Origin of the sequence: Trichocoleus sp. FACHB-90 (genome assembly GCF_014695505.1) — a bacterium.
Lineage (GTDB): Bacteria > Cyanobacteriota > Cyanobacteriia > Cyanobacteriales > FACHB-T130 > Funiculus > Funiculus sociatus.
In genome coordinates this window covers 77,430-95,488 of the sequence record NZ_JACJOK010000051.1, presented here as the reverse complement: position 1 = coordinate 95,488, position 18,059 = coordinate 77,430, and the positions used below count along the sequence as shown (strand labels likewise).

13 protein-coding genes are annotated in these 18,059 nt (G+C 43.9%); 3 read left to right on the top strand and 10 right to left on the bottom strand.

Translation table 11 applies throughout. The features are described 5' to 3' along the window. Window positions 1-18: 18 nt before the first annotated feature. The 4 genes from H6F74_RS14455 to H6F74_RS14440 form a co-directional block, all read right to left on the bottom strand. Complete coding sequence (locus tag H6F74_RS14455; RefSeq protein WP_190442238.1) at window positions 19-987, bottom strand: methyltransferase domain-containing protein; 969 nt, start codon at window positions 985-987, stop codon at window positions 19-21. Between the two features lie 206 nt (window positions 988-1,193). Continuing rightward, window positions 1,194-2,435, bottom strand: a complete 1,242-nt coding sequence (locus H6F74_RS14450) for an O-antigen ligase (protein ID WP_190442236.1) — start codon at window positions 2,433-2,435, stop codon at window positions 1,194-1,196. Between the two features lie 249 nt (window positions 2,436-2,684). Further along, window positions 2,685-4,079: an oligosaccharide flippase family protein gene (locus tag H6F74_RS14445; protein WP_190442234.1), complete on the bottom strand. Its 1,395-nt coding sequence runs from the start codon at window positions 4,077-4,079 to the stop codon at window positions 2,685-2,687. Continuing rightward, complete coding sequence (locus H6F74_RS14440; protein ID WP_190442232.1) at window positions 4,076-4,258, bottom strand: hypothetical protein; 183 nt, start codon at window positions 4,256-4,258, stop codon at window positions 4,076-4,078. The genes H6F74_RS14445 and H6F74_RS14440 overlap by 4 nt, the downstream gene beginning before the upstream one ends. A gap of 390 nt (window positions 4,259-4,648) precedes the next feature. Between H6F74_RS14440 and H6F74_RS14435 the strand changes: the two genes are divergently transcribed. Beyond that, window positions 4,649-6,865, top strand: coding sequence for a hypothetical protein (locus H6F74_RS14435; protein WP_190442230.1), 2,217 nt, complete (start codon window positions 4,649-4,651; stop codon window positions 6,863-6,865). Window positions 6,866-6,900: 35 nt separating this feature from the next. On the opposite strand, the gene H6F74_RS14430 is transcribed toward H6F74_RS14435, so the two are convergent. The 6 genes from H6F74_RS14430 to H6F74_RS14405 form a co-directional block, all read right to left on the bottom strand. After that, on the bottom strand, window positions 6,901-7,107 hold the full coding sequence (locus H6F74_RS14430; protein WP_190442228.1) for a hypothetical protein: 207 nt from the start codon (window positions 7,105-7,107) through the stop codon (window positions 6,901-6,903). 397 nt (window positions 7,108-7,504) lie between these two features. Continuing rightward, the gene (locus tag H6F74_RS14425) at window positions 7,505-8,680 is read right to left on the bottom strand and encodes a glycosyltransferase family 4 protein (protein WP_190442227.1); all 1,176 of its coding nucleotides are present in this window, start codon (window positions 8,678-8,680) and stop codon (window positions 7,505-7,507) included. Further along, complete coding sequence (locus tag H6F74_RS14420; RefSeq protein ID WP_190442224.1) at window positions 8,677-9,924, bottom strand: glycosyltransferase family 4 protein; 1,248 nt, start codon at window positions 9,922-9,924, stop codon at window positions 8,677-8,679. Before H6F74_RS14420 ends, H6F74_RS14425 begins: the two co-directional genes overlap by 4 nt. A gap of 891 nt (window positions 9,925-10,815) precedes the next feature. Next, complete coding sequence (locus tag H6F74_RS14415; protein ID WP_190442222.1) at window positions 10,816-13,029, bottom strand: polysaccharide biosynthesis tyrosine autokinase; 2,214 nt, start codon at window positions 13,027-13,029, stop codon at window positions 10,816-10,818. Between the two features lie 527 nt (window positions 13,030-13,556). Then, window positions 13,557-14,168 (bottom strand): hypothetical protein, encoded by a 612-nt coding sequence (locus H6F74_RS14410; protein ID WP_190442221.1) that lies wholly within the window; start codon window positions 14,166-14,168, stop codon window positions 13,557-13,559. Between the two features lie 274 nt (window positions 14,169-14,442). After that, window positions 14,443-15,054, bottom strand: coding sequence for a thylakoid membrane photosystem I accumulation factor (locus H6F74_RS14405; RefSeq protein WP_190442219.1), 612 nt, complete (start codon window positions 15,052-15,054; stop codon window positions 14,443-14,445). Between the two features lie 286 nt (window positions 15,055-15,340). Between H6F74_RS14405 and H6F74_RS14400 the strand changes: the two genes are divergently transcribed. Together H6F74_RS14400 and H6F74_RS14395 are read left to right on the top strand one after the other, a co-directional pair. Further along, window positions 15,341-16,198: a FecR family protein gene (locus tag H6F74_RS14400; RefSeq protein ID WP_190442218.1), complete on the top strand. Its 858-nt coding sequence runs from the start codon at window positions 15,341-15,343 to the stop codon at window positions 16,196-16,198. Window positions 16,199-16,258: 60 nt separating this feature from the next. Then, a complete protein-coding gene (locus H6F74_RS14395) occupies window positions 16,259-18,028 on the top strand; it encodes an adenylate/guanylate cyclase domain-containing protein (RefSeq protein ID WP_190442216.1) in 1,770 nt (589 codons plus the stop codon). The last annotated feature ends 31 nt before the right edge of the window (window positions 18,029-18,059 follow it).

Genomic DNA, 18,059 nt, shown 5'->3' with positions numbered 1-18,059 from the left:
TCTTAATGAGCAAAAACTCTATTGTATACCTTTGTAGAGCTTAAGCAATTCTCGGTCAGAAAGAACGCGATCGCTCTTTGTCCCGATAAAATAATATCCTGATGCTGCATCAAATGTACCAGGCTTATCAATCAAGAAATAATCTAAATATTTTAACCAGAAGGATGTCAACCTGGTAAAAGCTTTTACCGCAGATTTTGCCGCATCAGACTTTACAAAACTCAAAAGAAAGTATTGATATGACCAAGCTAATGCCATTCCTGGGCCACACACTGCACCACTAGAAGCTTCTTCAAACTTGCGGAACAAACGGCGATGTCCTAAATGGGTGAAGCGAGTAAAATCATATCGTCCCATGTGTACTTGTTGCATAAAGGGAGTTTCTGCGTAAACTACTCCACCTTTTTTAAGTACCCGATAAATTTCTTCTACACATCGGTTGGGATCTAGAACGTGTTCGAGTACAGCTTGTACAATTACCCCATCAAACGAGTTATCAGCAAAGGGTATGTCGTGAGCGTCACAGATTAATGCTGTACAAGGGCCAAAAGAAACATCAGTGCTAACAATTTCCAAATCTGGATTGGAAAAAACAGCTTCCATTCCATCTCCCACTATACCCCCACCAACCACCAATATCTTAGGCTTTTTATTCAGCTGCATTACCAGCTTTAAAAACTGGTTATAATTGGCTTTCCCCTTGATATTGGCATGAATATCCGGGAGCAGATTTGCAACAATCTTTTTCAATTTTGACTGGGATTGAAAATTGAAAGTTGTATCTTGGCGATTTAAGAAATCGCTAAAAGAAAAGATACTCGAAGACTCATTAATTAAAACAGGTATCCCATCAACCACAGGGAAATGAGCTTTACAGTCAGAATTTGTACATTCAAATTCCTCTTTGACCAATTCTAACTTTGACTGGCAAGCTGGACAATTGAGCAATTGTTGCGTATTTTCTGATAGCTTCATCTGAGTATTCATGAAATCATTCCTTTAGGTTTTGATAGGTAGTGCAAAGTAATTTATCGGACGAATTACGTAACAAACTTACCCTGATATCTTGTTATCCCTTACTCGACTGCGGTCTGGTAATACTTGCTGCGAGGCTCTGCCTCACATTCTCCGCAAGTTTTTTGGTTAGCCTCCCTCTCGACCGTACCCAGATTCAGCCTGGGTACGGTAAAACATTAAGGAAAGCTTTCTATACCTGTTTGACTAACAGTTTTTTCGCTTAATCTTTCGCTTTCTTTCCTAACCTTTACCCCTTGGACATTTCTTAAAGAGAAAGTAATTGAGACAAACAAAACCCAATAAATAGAGTTCGGTTCGACAATCGTACTCTCGGTGTAATTATACATAGGCAAGAACGTTAAGTAAATTAGAGGCCATAGAGATTCTGAAGTTGTACTTGAACGGACGTATCTGATTGCTCGTATATAAGCAAAAGCCATACTAAGCACAAAAAACAACGCTCCTAATAAACCAATTTCTACTCCTATATTGTAAAAACCATTGTGAGCCTGATACACCCTATAGCGAAGTACGCGCCAAACATAATCTGACTCTCCTCCCTCTATCCAAAACGCCTGATATCCGTAACCTAACCAAGGACGCTCCCAAATTTTATGCATGACAGCTTCCCAAATCTCTGTACGACCGCTGAGGGTAGGATCTTTCCCTAAACTAAACAGCAAATTGTCCCAACTAGCTACAGTAAATGTAGCCATACTTCCACCTATTAATATCGCAGTGATGAAGAAGGGAATTGCCAGGTTATCGCTCCATCGCAAAGCTCTATACAGAGGTAACAGAAGTATCAAAGTAAGAAAGATAACCAGAGCAGTTTTAGAAGTTGAAAGTATAATTAGAGCAATTGCCAGACCAGAAACACCAAACACGAGGTAGCGGTACTTGTTGCGAATATCCAGAGCAGCTAGTAATGGAGGAAACGCACATACAAGCATCAGCCGAGCAAAGAGATTTTTGTGTAACAATGGCCCTCGCCAAGCTCCCGAATGAGTCCCATTTTCTATTCCCGATCCCCGCAAACCTAGCGTATACAATAAGCTAAATACTGCGACTATACCCAACGCCCACGCTATTATTCTTAACTGCTCTTTTAAGCTAAAACGGGAAGCAAGATACAATCCAAATAAGGTTGTTGTTAATGCAAATATACCAGCTTTTCTCGATATACTTGGGAAATCAGACCAAAAGAATGAAGTGACGATAATTCCTATTAAAACTAATAAGAATGGGTCTCTTAGAGCAGGGCGAACAACACTTTTGAACCGGGCAACAATAAAGAATAAAGTTGTCGCATAAATCCCATATTGCAGCAGCGACACCAGACGGTCAAAAAATGACGAGACGTAAAAGCCGTATCCTGGTACGCCCTCAGACACATTGTAATAGCTGGCAAAATTCAAAACACCTGTGAAGGCTACCAGGGTAAGAATGGCGAATCTTTTTTCAAAGAAGTTTAGGAGGGGACTTACAGTTTGAGCTGGTGACATAGGGAAGGAAAATTAATCTGAATTTTCTGATGAGCCGCTAATACCATTTCCGATTGGGAAACCCTTGCCTGTAAAGGATTTCAGAACTTTAGGTGTTGCAATTCCAAAATCCAATGGTATAACTTTTAACATTGAGAGTCCGTAGCTATGATCGCACTAACTTCAAGACGCGCCTTCAGACTTTGCTCCCTTGATACTTTTAATGTAATCTCTCAGCTTTTTGTGCGTACTGGGCAACAAAGCCACCACTACTAATCCCAGCGCCGCCCACCATCCTAACTGATAAGCAAACAGAGCCGCAGCAAAAGCACCCCACCACAAGCCGGTCAGCCGATAGTCTGGGTTGCCAATATCCCGCACCAAATAGAAGTGAATTACAACGTAACTCGTCAGAGCCACTATCTCAGCCCAACCGTATCCGATTAATCCCAGGCGGGGTAAAAGCAAAAATGCTGCTCCCGCAAAAAGAGCCATGTGTACGATGTGAAAGGCTGTAACTTCCCAGTTTCGCCGCAGAACGTAGAGGGCGGAGGAGTGCATATTAAACAGGGAGTTGGTCAGGTAGCCCAAGGCGATAAAGGGATAAACTTGTACTACGGGAAGCCAGCGATCGCCAAATACTAGAGGAATTAGCCAAGGACTAACCCAACTAACTCCGACTAACAGGGGCCCCACTGCTAATATCTGTAAACCCATGCCTTCAGTTACAGCTCTTACTAGGCGTTCTTTGTCCCCCTGTAAGCGAGAGAGGGTAGCGATAGAAATTCGCCAGGTTGCTGCTTTAACAAAACCAAGAATCTCGATAATGCGGATGGCTAAAGCAACGTATCCCACTGCTTCCGCCCCAGCGAACCTACCTACTAGCAAGGGGTTGATTAGGGTACGCAATTGCCAGACCCAAATTGACGCGGAGAAGCTCATGCCGTACCCCCACATCTGCTTAACTAAATCCCAGTTCCAGGCAAAGCGGGGACGATAGCCTGCACTCCAGTACAGTAGTGCTAGAGTTTGAGCTTGCTGTAGCCACCATCCAGCCACCAGCGCCCACACTCCGGCTCCCCGAAAAGCCAATGGAAAGGCTATTACGTAGTAAAGTAACTGACCGAGAAGTTCAATTAAAGCTACCCGCTTGTAGTCCAAGTTGCGCTCTAGCCGAGCCATCGGGACTTGATTGAGGAGAACGACAGGAAGCCCCAGAAACAAGACTTGCGCTACCGGGCGAAACCCTTTGATGTTCACCCAGCTTTCTATTAAGGGAAGCGCTAAAAAAGCTAAAAGCATTCCCGCCAACGCTTGCAATAGCAGCAGGGTGAAAGCTTGGTGGTATACTCCTAGTTCTTCTTCCCCTTCCCGCCGCACCAGATAAACTTCAATACCTAGCTGGCTGAGCATCTGTAGGTACAAAAATATACTGACAGCGGCAGCGTACAGTCCGTAGTTTTGTGGGCCGATGACCTTGGTAACAAGCATCACTCCCGCCAGACTGATGAATACTCCCAGACCCTGACGGAGTACCAGGTAGATTCCTCCCCGCATGACTTGAGTTTTTAAACTCATGCTTGTCGTCCCTCGAAGTAGCAAATATTACGAGAAAAACCTTGAGGCTCTACCAATGAAGACTTCCAGAAAAAGAGATTTATAGATAGCGATCGCAGTTTGGGAGTCTTTAGCGGCGGAAGATTAGGGATAGGTACAATGCTCATCATTTTTTTGAGCAGGGGGCTCAGCTCCAGCACATTTTTCTCCTCAGTTTGCCTTGGTTCATCGCTAGTGCATCAGCAGACTGCCTTCTACAGACCGTCAGCATATTTCATTGAATAAATTAGTCAATTGCCAATAATGCTAGTACAGACTGGCAAAAATATCTCAGCAGCAGTTAAAGTTATTGTAATTGGGTGCCAATCTCTTGCTACGCAAACAAAATTAATTTACCACAGACAATAGTGTGCGTTTGTGAGAATTTTCCCTAGAAGTTTAAAGCTTTTATAAAGACACTTAAATATTTACAGATTTGGCATTGAGCTATGGAAGGCTTGATGATTTTTCGTTAAAACTTGAAATGTATGAGTAGATAACTCAATTATTCTCTGCAAAATGGCTGTAATCTTACCAGTATTTAGTCAATCATGATATTACAACTTCTCCATCGGGCTGTGGCTCCTGTTTTTATTGGCATTATGCTTGGGTGTACTGCAAGTAGCAACCAACAGCCGATTGTAAGAGCAGACCTGGCGTCCGCACCGATAGCGCCAACTTCCTACGTCGGGGCAAATGGGTATCGCTGGGCTAACGTGTCGATAGGAGGGGGAGGGTTTGTTACAGGTGTCTACACCCACAACGCGCAAAAGGATCTGGTTTATATCAGAACCGACGTTGGTGGCTTTTATCGCTGGAATGCCAAAGATAAAACCTGGATTCCATTAAATGACAGCTTCTCAATGCAAGAGAAAACATATTACGGGGGAGAAGCGATCGCACCAGATCCCAACAACCCAAATATCGTCTACATGGCCGCAGGTAAATACTCCCAGTGGCAGCCCAAAGGGTCAATCTTTAAGTCCACAGATCAAGGTAAAAACTGGACTAAACTAAACATAGACTTAGGGATGGACAGCAACGACGAGCATCGTTGGGCGGGAAAAAGGCTAGCTGTCAATCCAGCGAACTCCAACATTATTTTCTTTGGTTCGCGGCACGATGGCCTGTGGAAGTCAGAGAATGCAGGCGCGACATGGGCAAAAGTCACAACTTTATCTCCAACTTTTACCAAAGGTGTTGGTGTCTTGGGCATTGTGTTTGACAACCAAGTACCAGGTTTAGTCTATGCCAATATTTACGGAGACGGCATTTACCAATCTACTGACACGGGTGTTACGTGGAGCAAAATAGCGGGAAGTCCAGCACAAGCACAGCGAATGGCTGTTGCTAACAACAGTATTCTGTACGTAACCCACATGGCAGGGGTTAGCAAGTATGAAAAGGGAACTTGGAGCAACATCACCCCAGAAAACAAACCAGCAGCTTTTAATGCCTTGGGTGTTAACCCGAATAATCCCAACGACGTACTGGTAGCCTTGGGTCAATCTACCTCTACTAAAATTTACAGAACCTCAGATGGTGGTGCCACTTGGACAGAGAAAAAGGCATCGCTAAAGCATACCGTTCCTTGGTGGGATGACTCCATGTTTTCCTTGTGGACTTCCGCTATTGAATTTGACCCAAAAGTTCCAGGGAAAGTATGGTTAACTGATGGGTTTGGAATTTGGCAGACAGAGAATATTAACGCCAATCCGCCCGTTTGGACTAACTATGAGCAAGGACACGAAGAAGTAGTTGCTTTTGCGATCGCTGCACCTCCCAAAGGCGCTGTCTTGTTGAGTGGGGTAGCCGATGTAGACGGTTTCTATCACAACAATGGGCTGAACGCCTTTCCCGCCAAAAGGTTTGAAGGTATTTCTCCCATAAGTAACGCCAATCGCGACACCTATGCGATCGCCTACTCCCAAAGCAACCCTATGCGCCTCGTCCGCGTTGGCGGTTCGAGGTGGAACTCAACTTATACAGGAGCAACTTCAACAGATGGCGGATTAACATGGAAGAAGTTTGGGTCATTTCCGGCATCAATGCCACTGCGCGTAGCTATATCCGCAACTAACCCAAATTTGTTCGTTGTAGCTGTCAGTAAAGCTCCACCCCTACGCACCACTGATGGCGGCGCTTCATGGAGTGTAGTGTCAGGACTACCTAATGGCCCAGAAGGCCCGTGGTATTGGGGTCAGCCCTTGGTGGCGGATAAAGTAGATGGCAATACTTTTTACTATTACAGCGACGGCAAAGTTTACCGCAGCACTGACGGAGGTGCATCCTTCAGCGTTATCAACTCATCGATTCCCAATATTAATAGTGACTATTATTCCTATGCGCTGAAAACAGTTCCAGATGCGAAAGATGAAGTCTGGCTCAGCTTAGACTGGGAAGGTTTATTCCACTCCACAGACGGTGGAAAAACGTTCGCTAAGCTACCTTCAGTAGAAAAGGCGCATTTGTTTACTTTCGGGAAACCGCAGACAGGAAGTACAACTCCGGCGCTTTATTTGTATGGAAAAATTTCTGGTATGGGCGAGGGAATCTTCCGTTCTCTCGACAAAGGCAAAACTTGGATAAGCATCGGTTCTAAGCAAAATCCCATCGGTGGCGAGCCCAATGTGATGGAGGCGAGTTGGCAGAAGTTTGGCTTAGTCTTCATTGGCACCAATGGCAGGGGAATCTACTACGGAACTCCAGAGGATTCCAAGGAGCAGGCTGCTTTATCTTTCGCGCCCATACACGCAATTCGCCCCTGAATACTTGCCAAATTTATCCGCCACGTACCAAGGCATTAGCCTTTAACCGAAGACGGTTGTTGCGCCCTAGCCACACCTTCTGTTAAAGAATTATTTTGTAGTGCTTTTACTGCTGACAACACTTGCGAGACGAGGGATTCAACCATCATCAAGACTACCGAAAATCCTAACACTACGAAACCAGCAGCCGTGAAGATCAACATTACGCTCGTAGAAATTAGTTTATTGATAAAGGTGTTCATTTTTCTGAGTAGCTTTCTTTACCTCTCCAGCATATGAAACAGTACGTGGCGTTGGCATCAGTGAATTCTGTGAATTAATTGTAAAGGACGCCTTTATAAATTTGAAACCATACGGAGGAATTTGTAAGTATAATTTTCTACAGCAAAATTCTAAGCTTCGTTATTAATTTGTCCCGAAAGCTAAGATTTGTAAATTAATAATGATAGTATATGCGTAATTGAGTTTAAGTATGGGTGTCGCGGTTATAACATTGGTGCAGTGAGTGTAACTGGCTATTTTTCGGTAAAAGAAATTTAAAGACAAAAAATAGTAGGGGCGCACAACTATTTGTGCGCTCCTATCCTCTAACGGGAAATATTATAGTTATATTGACAATTTAGAGATGCAACAGCACTCTTAAACCTTGACAGGACGGTCTGAAACTGCAAATGGGTTTGGTTTTGGAACAGGGGCGGTGAGTGTGTTGTACAACTTCAAGGTTTCGGCAGTAATCTGGTTCCAGGTATAGTTTGTTTGTACATAATTCTGGGCGTTTTTAGCCATTACCGCCAATTCCTGCTGGTGATTGATTGCCCATTCCAAGCTGCGGAGGCAGGAGTCTACATTTTTCACCTGGAAAAGCATCCCCCGTTCTTTGCCGATCAATTGCTGATGCACAGGAATGTCACTACCGAGTACGGGTACACCTTCCTGCATTGCTTCCAACATCGATAGAGGTAATCCCTCCAACTCAGAAGGAAGTACAAACAATCCCGCGCCCCTAAGGATTTCTGCTAGACGAGGCCCTCTAAGTTCACCTGTGAATATTATGTTTTTGTTATTCGCCGCCATCTCGGTTATCTCTGAGGTGAAGTCATTGGTATCGCTGGTACCGCCGACCATGACGAGTTTCCATCCTTCTTGCTGAAGGTTTTGAAAGGCTTTGATGAGTAAGTCGGGACACTTTTCCGGCACCAGTCTACCTAAAAATAGAATATAGCGTCCCTGTTCCAGACCTAGCGAAGTTCCATAAGTAAAATTAGGGTCTGAATCACCCATATTTGAGGGTGCGTTAGGAATATAAATTGTCTCTTTACCGTAAGTTTGCTTAAAGTAGGAGCGCAGTTCCTCTGAAACGACGATCATTTCATCAGAGAAGCGGACAGCAGCGCGTTCCCCACGACGGATTAGGTCGCTAGATGCTTTGTTCCATTTGGCACGTTGCCAATCTAAGCCATGACAGGTGACAACGACTTTTGCTGAAGAGGCAAATTTTGGTAGCCAGGTAAAGAGGGATGGCCCTAAAGCGTGGAAGTGAACGATATCATAACGCTTTGCATTAGAAGCGATCGCTCCCAGCGCCGAACTCAACAGAGCATCCATTCCCTTGACATTCAAGCTGGGTATGGAAACAACCTTCACACCATGAACGTTATAGTGACTCAGTGAAACATTTCCGGTATATGAGGAACGAGCAAACAAATCTACTTTGTGACCCTGTTCAACTACCCGCGAGTAAATTTCTTCACAGTGATGCTCGATGCCACCTTGTTTGGCAGGCAACCCTTTCGCTCCAATTACGGCAATTTTCATTGTGAAACCCCGGTAAAGCTTTTATGATTAATCTGGCTAGTAGATAAATTCCCCTGTTCCCAGCGGCTTAGCATATCGCTGTAGATATCACCCACAACAGTCTTGGCACTGTAAGGTTTGGCAGCTTTAACGCACGCCTCAATTGGATAATCTCCGCTATTGTGCAGTACCTTACGGAACGCATCTGCAACTGCGGCTGGCGTTCGCTCCTCGCATACCACTCCACTGTCAGCAGTCAGCAGGTTGGGAGTTTCGCCGCATTTGGTTGTCACCACTGGCGTACCGCTGGCAAGTGCTTCCAGAGCAACCATAGGAAGACCCTCATAGACGCTAGTTAGTACAAAAACACTACATATGCGCTGCAACTGTGCAAGTTCTGTCTGGGCTAATGGTCCCAGCAGCGTTACCTGTTCGGACAATCCCAAGCGGGAAATCTCAGAATTTAGCTCATCTTTTAAGTCTCCATCGCCCGCTATGAGCAGATGAACATTTGCATCGTTCAGGGCGGCAATGGAGCGGATTAGCAGTACGGGATCTTTTTGGGCGTGAAGGCGACCAGCAAATAAAATAAAGCGCGTATCCTGAGCTAAACCCATTTGCTGTGCTAAGCTTCGCCTAGCTTCTTCGCGTTCATCCTCGGTTAATGGGTAGCAAATTTCGTTATCTACTGTGTTTTTGACGTAGGAAACGCGCTCTGCTATGTCTGGGTAACGCTGCTGGTAATGTTTCACCGAATCGGTGTTGCACGACAAGATTTGGGAAAACTGACTTATAAGATAGTGTTCGACCGCAAAATATGCTGCTGGAAAACGTTGCCATAAAATAGCATTTTTCTTGTCTGTAGAATTTACCTGCTTTTGAATATCGTTGTGAATAAAAAGAGTTTTCTCACCAGCCCATTTAAGAGTTGCTAGGGTCGGTTCCAGCCTGTGAAAGTGCATAAAATCTGAACTCAAATTACGACCCAAAAGCGCAGCCGTATATTTAATAGAGGTTGGCACTAATTTTTTAAAGTTATCGTTTTCTATAAAAAACAAAGGCATAAAGCGGATTTCTCTGCCTGCCACTTGGGCGTCTCGCCATACTCCTATGGGTTGGGATGAATCGTTTTCCGTTCCTACCAGTCGGATTTCAAACTCGCTAGGAGCGTATTTGACAAAGGTGCGTATGACTGTTTGAATACCCCCGATGCTAATGCCACTGGGATTGAACTGGTAGAAGATAGTCAAAACAGGTTTACGCATAACTATAAAACCTATATATAGCTAGGTGTGCTGGTAGTTTTTTCGTAGCAACAAAGGTTAATTTAGCAGCCTGTTAGTAAATTCCCTTCAGCATTATTGCTTAGCTTACTTGAGAATCTGAGATTCTCTTCAGCGTTATTACGTAGATTACTGTAAAACACTACTCAAGTAAATTGAATTTGCCAGAGTTCACAGAGAATTCTCAAATCCCATACTTGACTTCATGGCAACTTCATAATAATGAGTTTTAATATTTTTTTTATCCAAAATATCTACTTCATATAGCACTAGGCAATAATTTCGTCCCCAAGCCGAAAAACCCTAGCCTAGCCATTCCTAGGCTCATAGGCAGCCTGCTTGTATCTTAAAATTGAACCCGTTACTACTATCAAAAGTAGGAAATTATAAAATACTCCTTAAGACAGTTGTTGGCTGACTTTGTTACTGCGTACAACCACTTAAAAAGTATATTTTTGTATAAGTTTTACTTTCTTACTTTACAATGAATTTCCCGAGGCAACGGATATAAACTGCTAATGAAGTCTGTATTTAAAAATGTAATTTGACATACCCAATACAAAAACACAATTATTTTTTCATCTTCCTGATGAAAAAATAATTGTGTTTTTGTTTATCCGCAGTAGCAGCCTGCAAAAGCGAATTTGCTTACTTTCCCTATCAGGAGAGGCTATGTACGTAAGGGCATTTAAGCAACTGTATAAGTTAGCTGCCTTCGCCGCCAAGAAAGGGGAGCCGCCCCTCTCCTGTAAAAAAGGTTTCCACTGCCCCTAGCCTAATACGGTTAGGATAAGATGATTTGCCATAAGCGTATAGAACGTTTCTACAACGGTACGCTTATGGTTCGATCTAGAAGTATGGACGAATGCCGATTTAAAAGCGATCGCTATTTTTGGGAGCCTTAGCTGTCAGCATTTTTGGCGTACTGGCATCTTCCTTGTAGTATGCCTTGGCATGGTGGAAATAACTATCAGGTTCGTTCTCCACAATCACACCATTGACTACCAAACCTAAAATCTTCTGACCTGATTGCACCAAAAATTGCTTACAAGCAGCAGCACTGACAGTATCAACCACGCCTGGCCGGACTACCAATAAAATACCATCAGTCATTTTGCCCACTGCTAGAGCATCCGCCACCAGAACGATTGGAGGCGTATCAAGGATTATAAAATCGTAGTTTTTAGAAGAATTGTCAATTAATGCAGCCATCCGCTTTGAGTCAACAAGAGCCAATGGATTAGGAGGAATCACCCCAGAAGGAAGCACATCGAGGTTATCCATCACTTCTCGCACAGCCATTCCAAACTCAGCTTGATTAACGATGACATCGCTCAGACCAATTGCATTAGTCAAGTCCCAGATGTGATGCTGCATGGGATGGTGCAGATCCGCATCTATTAATAAAACTCGTCTTCCCAGTTGAGCCATAGCCATAGCCAAGTTGGCACAAACCGTAGACTTGCCTTCCTTAGAAACAGAACTTGTCACCGCAATGACTTTCAGCTCTTGATCTGGACTGAGAAACTTCAAATTTGCCTGAAGCATTCTGTAAGCTTCACTGATAACCGAATGTGGATTATCTCTAACGGGAAGCTGCGGAACAATTCTTTCTAGCTTCTTACTGCGAAAAGTTACTTTTTTCTTCAAAGAAGGAACCATTCCCAGGACGGTATACTTAAATAACTCCCGCACCTCTTTGGCGGTTTTGATGGTTGGATCTTTCAGGTCTACAAGGAAAGCAGTGATTACATAAAGTAGACTGCCTGCGACAATTCCGGCAGCCAGGATTATTATCTTGCGAGTACCTACGGGCTTTTCTGGAACTGTAGCGGCGGCAATTAAACTAGCGTTGCCTACATTTTGATTTTCTGCAATTTGTACCTCTTGAAGATTTTTCAAGAGAATTTGATAGGTTGATTGCGCGGCTTCTACTTGTCGTTGTAAATCCCGCTGACCCTGTTGCAATCTGGGTAAAATGTTAGCCCTTTGCCTGTAGGCCGACTGAGCGCGAGATAGAAAACTGACTTGATTAGCCAAGCCTAAGCGTTGCACCTCTGCATTGACTAATTCTGCGGTTAGTTTTTGTTCAAGTTCACCAATTTGTAAATTTTCCCCGGATACTTGTTGGTTACTGCCAACAACTTGACCTACCCGTTCCTGTAGTAAAGCTTTTAATGCTGCTTGTTTACTTTCCAGATTAATTATTCTGGGGTTTTCATCCTGAAGACGGGTGCGCTCGACTGTCAACTCGCCTTCAATTTTTTGGAGTTCTATCAACACTTGCTGAACTGCGGGAGATTGACTGAGCGAGTTTAGTCTCATAGCCCGCTGTGAATTCAGACCTATCTTATTTTGGAAGGCGGCAACTCTAGCACTTGCATCTTCAAGTTCAGCCTGAGTTTGAGCTTTTTTGCTGTCTAGCTCTGCGATCGCTTTTACAGCTGAGCTTCCTTCTTCTTCTAAAGCTACAATGTTATTCTGTTCTTTGAAATTACGCAAATCTGCTTCTGCTTTACGAACATTAGCTTCAGTTTTGGGTAGCTGCTTAGTAATAAATTCGCGAGCCGCAGCTGCTTGAGCGCGGTTATTAAGTATGTTCTTCTCGCGATAAAGACTCATAACTTTGTTGACTATCTTTGCAGCTTCTTGGGGATCTTTGCTTTTAAAGGATATCTGCAAAACATCGGTCCCTTTGATACCTTTTACCGTAAGCTGTTTTAGGAAATCGATAGTTTTGAGGGGGTCTCCCTTTTTGTCTTTCAGCTTTAGGGAATTTATCGTCTCTTGTATTAGAGGTTCAGAACGGACTATCTCTGCTTCAGTATCGAGAGGGGTATTCAGAACGTTTAGCGGTTCCAACTGCCCGATTTTTGCTCCTGCCTCTGTGACTAAGGCAGAAGTCGTATTTTGCTTCTTAAACAAAAGCCTACCTTCGGCTTCATAGGTGGGCTTTTTTAAGAACGCAAATGCGGTAGCTAGTGTAACTGTAAATACAAAAACGGTGGTGGCGGGTAGCCAACGCCGTTTGAGGATAAGCCAGTATTTTTTAAAATCTATATCTTCTGTGTATTCTCTAGTTTCCATAAGAGGCTCGTGTAGGAGGGTGGTAATAAGGTTGTTATCGAGGCAGGTGTATTAGCCGCCCCCAGAAGCGAGTCTTTGGAGTGTAGACTGTTTCCTCGCTTATCAAGAGGCAGCATCTTGCAGTTCTTACTCAGCCGACAATTGTATCCTAACAAGGCTAGTGAAAGTTGGAGCAATTAAAACTGTTAATCAAGTAAACGATGAGCTTAAAGCTGTATGCAGTAGCATCCGACTGGCAGGTCTAGAGAAGATGGATTAACAAGAGCTGGCTTTTGAAATTTGTTGAGACTGACGGACAATAGCACTATGGAAAAGAGTAGAAACGCGATCGCATTCGGTCAAAGCACCCTATAAGCTTATAGTTTAGAACAGGATTGGGCGCGCGATCGCTATATAATCACCCAGAGAATTGAGTAAAAAATATTTGGGAACATATTTCTGACTTATGCGATCGCTGCACAAATGTTGATATATGTGTAGAAACAGGTCGAAAAATTATTCTTTAGCGAACGGTATTGCCACCAGCCTTAACAAATAGGACTATTCCCAGGATTCACTGCATGAATATACTCGCTTCCTGAATGAGGCCATCCCCGTTTATAAGCAGCTTCCTCTGGCTTTCCCCAACCGAGTTGCAAGACTATTTCTAAAAAATCTGACTTCTCCCACTTCCAAAGGCTTGCCCATTCGGTGCCACAAGAAATTCTGTCTACATCTGGTGCCATAATCATCCGGTGGTCTTTGCCGTTATTAACGCTCAGGTACAACTCCATCTCGGCTGTTGCTTCATGCCAAAATAACATTATTGAATTTTTAGCAGCTTTCAGCGTCTCTATATCACTCGGAAGAGCAATTAGCTGAGCATCTACTTCTGGAATTCGTAGAGTCTTGTCCTTGAGTGTTAGCTGTCGCCAGACAATGCCGGAAACGTTGTGTTCCCTCTGATAGCGATGAACTGCGGCTTTAAAGTCTTGATAAGCTGTGAATTTTTGGATGCCCTCCGGCTTGAGAAACTTGTCAATCAATGGGTTAACTCCAGAAGTCTTGGCAGCTAAATTAAGGCGCTGCCCATTGAGACAGGCGCGGCGCTCCGTAGCCAAGATTTTGATTAGCTCCTCGGTGGTGTAGACTTTTGGCATCAGAACACCATCTGGTCGCGGTTACAGATAGTTTAGCGTCGCTTGCCTTGAAATAGGTCAACAAGTCAGTATCAAATTAACGTCAGCTGGGCGGTTAAAACCGCAGCTACACAGACCGGAGGCGAAGCCTATGCGGCTTTGCTCAACCCGCGCAGGCGGAGTTCAAAAGCCTTGATATTCTGATACTCCGCGCAGACGGACGAGAGTTTGTATAGCTGCGAATTCTATTCGCCAGAGCTGAAGTTGACACTAATGCGAGCGGCCCAAAATACAATTATTTGGTTAATTCGGTATTAAACTCATTGAATGTTCGCCGCTTCAGTTCTGCTGATTCGGAACGAGGCAACAAGTCAAACACCTCCCGCAAGACATCATCTACCTTCTCATATTCGACCTTGCCCTTCTCGTTCAGCACGACCTCACCTTTCTGGTTGAGCAAGACTGTCTGAGGGACGACACCTTCATAGTAATAGCCGGGTTCGGTGGCTGTAAAGTTGGATTTTTCTGGAATAGCATCTACGTTGATGGGCATAATATCTGCCGCCCGACCATAAAAAGCTTGTAAGCGGTTAACGACAATCGCATACTGCTTGCAATCGCTGCTATCGTCTACGAAGAACACCAGCAGCGCAGGTTTTTTCCGGGCGAAAGATTCTGCCAAAGTCGCTTTCGGCGGCACCAGTGAGCCATTGCCAGCGTAGAGAGCAAAGATATTGCCGTCAAAGTAATCGTCGTTGATGCCTGCTAAGGCTGAGGGGGTTCCCAGCAGCAGCAGCAAACCAAAACAAGCAATTAGCCTCAACAAGTAGCGGTCAAAAAGATGCCGCCACGAACGGCGATAAGCTGCCAGAATACCGAATCGAAAATGTAAAAGACGAATATTCATATCAACGTTGCTGTGGAAACTATCATGGTCGCGCCGTCCGTACCATTCAACTGCGGAAACGAAAACAGGCTATTATAATTTACTGCATTCAGGGTAAAAAGATATCTTGATTAAATGCTTGTGCTATTTAAACGCATGATCTCCGCATCCAAATCTAAAGCGGAACTTATTAGGCATATAATATCTAGTCTAAACAATAATATTTTTGCATAAATTCCCCACTAAAAGGCGATAAATAATATAGCTACATAGCCAAATTATTTTGGATTTAATAATCTTCTGCCCTATGAAATTCCACCCAGCTAGAACTTTCCGACTGTTAGCATTGGTATTAACGGGTATTTTATTAGTAGCCTTACCCTTGCTGGCTAAGGATCTTCAATTGCCTTCGAGCCGCTTTGTGGAAGTGAGGCAGATTCGCGGGACAGTAACTTACCAAGGAAGACAGGCAAAAGTAGGCGATCGCTTAACAACATCTGGGCAGCAAATCGCTACGGGAGCAAACTCCAGCGCTGTTTTAGCTGTAGACACTGCGATCGCTACTATCAATGTTTCAGAAAATTCCATTCTACAAATTAAAAATCTTTCTCTGGCTGCCAAGGGCGGCAGGGTGACTGTCCTGGGGGTGCCTAAAGGGCAGGCAAGGATACAAGCACGAACCTTAAAAAACCCTAATTCGCGCTTGGAAATTAGCTCTCCATCTGGTGTTGCTGGCGTTCGCGGCACCGTGTTTGGCGTTGCGGTTGATCCCAAAGGGAAAACAGGAATTTCTACGCTTGAAGGTGCCGTAGCCACCACAGCTAAAGGGCAAACTGTGATAATAAATGGTGGTTACTCTTCTGTTGTTTTTCCTGGTTCCCCGCCAACCTCACCCCGGTTGACGAAGGATAAATTAAAATACAAATTGGAAAGTTTGTCAGCAATCGGCAACAACAAAATCCGGTTGATTTGTATAGTCGATCCGCTCAATTTGGCATTCCTTAATAACCGTCCCATAGAGATAAATCAAAAGGGTAAAATTGATGCAATACTTCCTGCGCCAGCCAATTCTAATTTGCGGCTAGTGGTTCGTAGCCCCTTGGGGGAAGAGAAATATTATAACTTAGGTGCAAAACTTCGGGAATCAGGAGTCAATAGTCAGTAGTCCTTGGCTAATGGGTTTTGAAGAATTAGCACTTAGCAACTGGCTAATGATTAATAACTAATGACTATTAAAATTTCGGTGTTAAATTCTTTATTGCCGGGAGTTATTGCTGGTGTAATTTCCGTGACGATGTGGCAACTGGAGGGATGGAAACCGCTAGAAAATCTGGGGTACAATACACTGTTTCAAATTCGCGATAGGGGAATTTTGCTATCGCCAAAGTGGGATGAACGGGTAGCGGTAATTGCAATTGATGAAACCAGTTTACAGGAGTATGGGGGATTTCCCTGGAAACGCGATCGCTATGCACAGCTATTGCAAGCGTTATCAGCATCTCCACCAGCTGTAATTGGTTTTGATATTTTATTTGCAGAAGAAAGTCCCGAAGATACCCAATTTGCTGACGCTATGTTTGCTAAGGGAAATGTAGTTTTGGCGAGGGTTTGGGATGACAAAGGTAAACCTTTACCAATCGTACCAAATTTAGTAGAAGCTGCTGCTGCACAAGGGCATATTTTACACAAACCTGATACAGATGGTATCAGTCGTCAGGCGACGCTATTTGTCCGTGAGATTCCATCGCTAGGGGTGGCAATGCTGCAAGTTTATAATAACAATAGCGCAATACCCGTAAGCGATCGCTCCGTTGAATTTCAGCCTGTCTTAATTAATTGGGCCCAAAAAACCCAATCTTTACCAACTTATTCCTTTGTGGATGTTGTGGCTGGGAGATTTCCTAAAAATGCTTTTGCAGGTAAGTTGGTTTTAGTTGGTATCACCGCTACAGCTTCCGATCCCCTGCTGACACCTTTAAATCAAAATCCTCCGACTGCTGGAGTCTATATTCATGCAGCTGTAATCGATAATTTGCTGAATAACAGGCTGCTTTCTACTGTACCCAACTGGGGAATGGTACTGTTGTTGCTGTTGGTTGGCCCTGTTTCCAGTTGGTTATTTTCCATCCAAGGGTCAAAAGGAAGAATTGCGATCGCGTTTTTATTATTGATAGTTTGGTATGCAACTGCGCTATTATTATTCACCTTCGCTAATGTCTGGATTTCCATCGCCGCACCAATTGGGACAATGATGTTATCTGGGGTGATTTTACAATTGCGAGAACAGCAGGAAAAGCAACAGCTAATGAGCCTGTTTGAAAAATACATGGCTCCGGAAACTGCTAGTTTAATTTGGCAGCGGAAAGCTGAAATTTTTCATAAAGGTGAGTTAAAAGCTCAAGAAATGGTGGCAACCGTTTTATTTATGGATATTCGAGGTTTCACTACCATTTCAGAGAAACTAACACCCCGCGAGTTGCTAATTTGGCTAAACGAGTATTTGGATGCAATGAGCGATTGCATTATGAACAACGGCGGCGTTATAGATAAATATATTGGGGATGCAATTATGGCAGTTTTTGGTATTCCCTTTCCTCACACGAAGCCGGAAGAAATTCAGCAAGATGCTTTGAATGCGATCGCTGCTAGTTTAGCGATGCACGAACGACTGCAACAGCTTAACGAAAGCCTGCTGGCGCAAAACAAGCCGAAAATTGAATTTGGCATTGGCATTCACACTGGTCTAATTATCGCTGGTAGTGTGGGCGGTTCTCGACGTTTAAATTACTCAGTGCTGGGAGATACTGTTAATATTGCTGCCCGACTGGAAGCGATGAATAAAGATGTCAAAGAAGGCAATCCGTATCGCCTGTTAGTTACTGGCGAAACTTATGGATATGTGCGCGATCGCTATTACGCCCGACCTGTCAAAAACCTTCAATTGAGAGGTCGAGAACGAGAGACTTTGATTTGTGCAATTCTGGGTAAAAAATAAGCGATCGCGCATATATAAGCCCACAGGCTTG